Here is a 3,458-nt window from a genome sequence, read left to right as displayed (position 1 = left end):
GCCACCCGCCGACGCGCTACTCATCGAAGAAGGCTTCGACATGGTCGAGCGGGCCGACGCCGGCCTCGCCGATGCGCGCCTCGCGGGCGAGCACCCGACCGTTGTGGCGGACCCCCACCGGCGCGTCGCTGGCCGGCAGACGCCGGCCCACGACGTGGTGAGCGATCTTTTGGCCGACGGCCTCGACGGTGTCGGCGTCGTCCACCGCCACCAGCAGCGACACGAAGTCGTGCTCGAAAACCGCGCTCAGCGGCAGCAGAGCCATCGGGCCCCCTCGGAGTGCTCGTGGACGTGGACGTGGACGTAGACGTGCTCGTGGGAGTGCTCCTGCGCCCCGGGGGTCATCGCCGTGCCGCCCTGGCGCCGGTTGCGCCCGCCGCCGCGGCCTGTGCCCAGGCGTAGCCGGTGGCGTCCTGTCCCTGCTCGGACGGCGACAGCCCCATGTAGGCGAGCACGCCGCCGAGGTCGGGCGGGCTGATCTCGCCGGCGAGGAACCGGTCCACCAGCGACCGGTGCCCGGCGAACCGCTCCGGACGCTGCGTGAAGATCCACTTGCAGGGTTCCGAGCAGAACAGGTAGTCACGGCCCCCGTGGGTGTGGCGCAGCGGAGCGGCCGAGGCCAGCGCGCCGGCCTCCACGCCGGCGGCCCGCACGATCGGCAGTTGGCACAGGTTGCACACCAACGGCAGCGTCTCCGGGAAGGTGGCCTCGCCCTTCCCCGCGCGGATGTTGTCGCCGATGACGTCCCAGTACTTGCCGAACGTACGGTTCCAGCCCGGGTACTTCTCCTCCAGCCACACCCGCTCGTCCGCCGAGACGCCGGCGTCCGGGTTCCACCAGACCGTCGGCCGCCAGTTCCACACCCCGAGGTGGATCGCGTGGTGGTACCAGGTGAGTTCGTTGACGAACTCCTCCCAGTACCACGGATACTCCAGACCGAAGTCCCGGAACTGGTCGGAGAACTGCTTGATCACCCACTCCTCGATGAATTCCTTGAACGACATCGTCCGATGCTCGAGCGGGGTGTAGTAGTCCATCGACAGGCCGGTCAGCAGCGCGAACACCCGCCATGACCGCCAGAACATGTGATCGATGAGGAACTGGCCCCAGTCCTTGTGGCCGCCCTCGGCAAGGATCTTGATGGTCGGCTCGCCCTGCTGGGCATGGCGGGCCTCGTCCGTCTGGATACTGGAGATCAGCGAGCCGAACTCCAGGTCACCCACCTTGATCGCGTCGGCTGCCATGCCGAGGAACTGCAGGTTCGTGAAACCGGTTTCAAGGGTGAAGGTGAGCTGCAGCGCGATCGACAGCGCGTCGTTGGCGACGAACATGTCGTCGAACAGCTGCCGGACCGCGAGCACGATCCACTCGTTCGTGTGGAACGCCTTGAGCGCCCAGTCGGCCCGCGGCTCCTTCCCGATCAACCCATAGGGGAAGAACGCCTGGATCTGGCCGTGCCGGACCTCATCGAGCGTGCCGAACGTCGCCGTATTGCGCCACGCCGCCGCCCGCCCGAACCGGCCCATCCGCGCCTCACCGATGGAGGCGAGGTACTCCGGCATCGTGATCGCGCCATAGTGCGCCAGGATCACCGACTTCCATCCCGGGTCGAGCTTCTCGAACAGCTCCGAGCGGGCGATCGCGTTCTTGACCGAGTACGTCGTGGTGTCCTTCGTCACCTGGTTGTGCACGTACTCCCGATAAGTGATCTTGTATGGCTCGTCCCAGGCCAGCCACTCCTCGGATGAGACCCGGCCCGTCCCCGACAGCTCCTCTGGGAAGACGTCCTGCTCGGACACGTAACCAAACGACCAGTTGGTGTCGCGGGCCAGGTCGTACCAGTCACTGCGGGCAAGCTTCGGCATGCTCGCCTCCTTGGTGTTCCCCCACGGACGCGGACCGGACCCGCCCGGTCCGGCAACGCTCACGCGCCGCACGGCCCAACCCGGCACCGGCCGCCATCTCGACAATTTCAGTCGACAAGGAGAACTATGTGCGGGACGACCCTTGATGTCAAGGACTCCTAACGATCCGGTCCGGGCGGATCGGATTGCTAAGGTCCACTCGCGGGTTCCGACGTTCCCCGTCACGACCCTCGCGGCGGGTCGGCCGTCGCGAACCCGGGAAAGTCCCAACGGCAGGAGGCAGCGGTGCTGGCGATACACGCGGCGTTCGGACCGCGCGCGTGAGGCCGCCCGGCACCCCCGAGGAACGCCACCCCGGGCTCGACGCGAAGATCGTGGCCGCCCTCGACCGGATCGGCGAGGCCCTGCAGGTGCTCGCCCGCCGCTCGGCCGAGGCACACGACCTGTCCCCCACCCAGCTTCGGGTCCTCGCCCGCCTCTACGCGGGACCACCCCCGGCGGCCCGAACCAGCGCACTGGCACGTGAACTCGACGTGGCCGACCCCACCGTCAGCGACGCCGTGGCGGCCCTGCGCCGCAAAGGGCTCGTTGGCCGCCAGCAGGACCCCGCCGACCGGCGTCACTACCGGCTCCACCTCACCGCCGACGGCCAGCAGACCGCGCACGCGGTCTCCCGGTGGACCGCCCCGGTCGAGGTGGCGACCGCCAGGATCCCCCGCCCGGACGGCGAGCAGCTGCTCGCAACCCTCCTGGACCTGCTGGAACGCCTGCACGCCGAACACCTGATCAGCGTGACGCGCACGTGTACCACCTGCCGGCGCTTCGAACCCGCGCCTTGCCACGCCCGGCCCACCCGCCGCACCCAACCCACCGTTCACCGCTGCGCGTTCTTCGACTACCGCCTCGGGCCGTCCGACATCCGGGTCGACTGCCCGGAACACCTCACCCAGGAGGAGTTCGCCCGCCGCGGCGCCGCGGGCGGCCGGTGACACCGAACGGGGCCAACCGGGTCATGCACGTCGACGTCCACAGCGCCGCGGTCGGCCTGCCCGACGGCACGCCCGCGGGGTCCGTTGTCGACAGCTCACCGATCAGCTGCGCGAGGAGGGGGCCGGCGGGCCCATCGGTCGATGGATGCAAGCGGGCGCGGCGGGTCCGCAGGAAGTCGCTCAGGCTACTCGCTGGGCTCATGCCGCGATTGTGGCTGGCTGAGGGGCGTGCTGCCTGGCCATGCCGGTACCAGGCAGCACGCACGCCGCCCGGTTCGGCGGGAGTGGTTCAGGAAGCCGGGATGGCGGTCACCAGGCCGCCGTCAACGGCGGTGGCCGCCGTGTCAGTGGTGTCGGTCATGGCGCCAGCCTCACTACCCAGTATCAGGGCAGCCAGGCCCGGACCAACCCAGGCGCCCCAGGGCCACCCCGGCTTCTCCCGTCGGTGGGGGTGTCCGCGACGGCGGCCCGGCCGGTCTCGATCGCCTCGTCGGAGTCGGCTGGGGCGCCGGTCCGTTCGAACAGGGTCCGCAGGGTGGAGCCAGGGTTAGACAGCCGTCCGGCGCAGTTGTGGTGATCGGGAAAAGCGAGCTCGACGGGCGTG

Annotated in this window: 4 protein-coding genes; 1 reads left to right on the top strand and 3 read right to left on the bottom strand. The window is 69.8% G+C overall.

Annotated elements, in window-relative coordinates:
- Positions 1-16: 16 nt before the first annotated feature.
- Together ACY45C_RS12700 and ACY45C_RS12695 are read right to left on the bottom strand one after the other, a co-directional pair.
- The gene (locus tag ACY45C_RS12700; RefSeq protein WP_462187827.1) at positions 17-265 is read right to left on the bottom strand and encodes a toluene-4-monooxygenase system B family protein; all 249 of its coding nucleotides are present in this window, start codon (positions 263-265) and stop codon (positions 17-19) included.
- 76 nt (positions 266-341) lie between these two features.
- Positions 342-1,865: an aromatic/alkene/methane monooxygenase hydroxylase/oxygenase subunit alpha gene (locus ACY45C_RS12695; RefSeq protein WP_462187825.1), complete on the bottom strand. Its 1,524-nt coding sequence runs from the start codon at positions 1,863-1,865 to the stop codon at positions 342-344.
- A gap of 320 nt (positions 1,866-2,185) precedes the next feature.
- Between ACY45C_RS12695 and ACY45C_RS12690 the strand changes: the two genes are divergently transcribed.
- The gene (locus ACY45C_RS12690; protein ID WP_462187823.1) at positions 2,186-2,854 is read left to right on the top strand and encodes a MarR family winged helix-turn-helix transcriptional regulator; all 669 of its coding nucleotides are present in this window, start codon (positions 2,186-2,188) and stop codon (positions 2,852-2,854) included.
- A 384-nt stretch (positions 2,855-3,238) separates the two neighbouring features.
- Here ACY45C_RS12690 and ACY45C_RS12685 read toward each other — a convergent pair.
- Positions 3,239-3,458, bottom strand: a 220-nt coding sequence (locus ACY45C_RS12685) for a hypothetical protein (RefSeq protein ID WP_462187821.1), incomplete at its 5' end; no start/stop codon positions are given.

It is taken from the genome of Frankia sp. CcWB2 (assembly GCF_977927585.1).
Note: the sequence above shows the minus strand (reverse complement) of the source record. Positions and strands in the feature narration are given on the sequence as shown.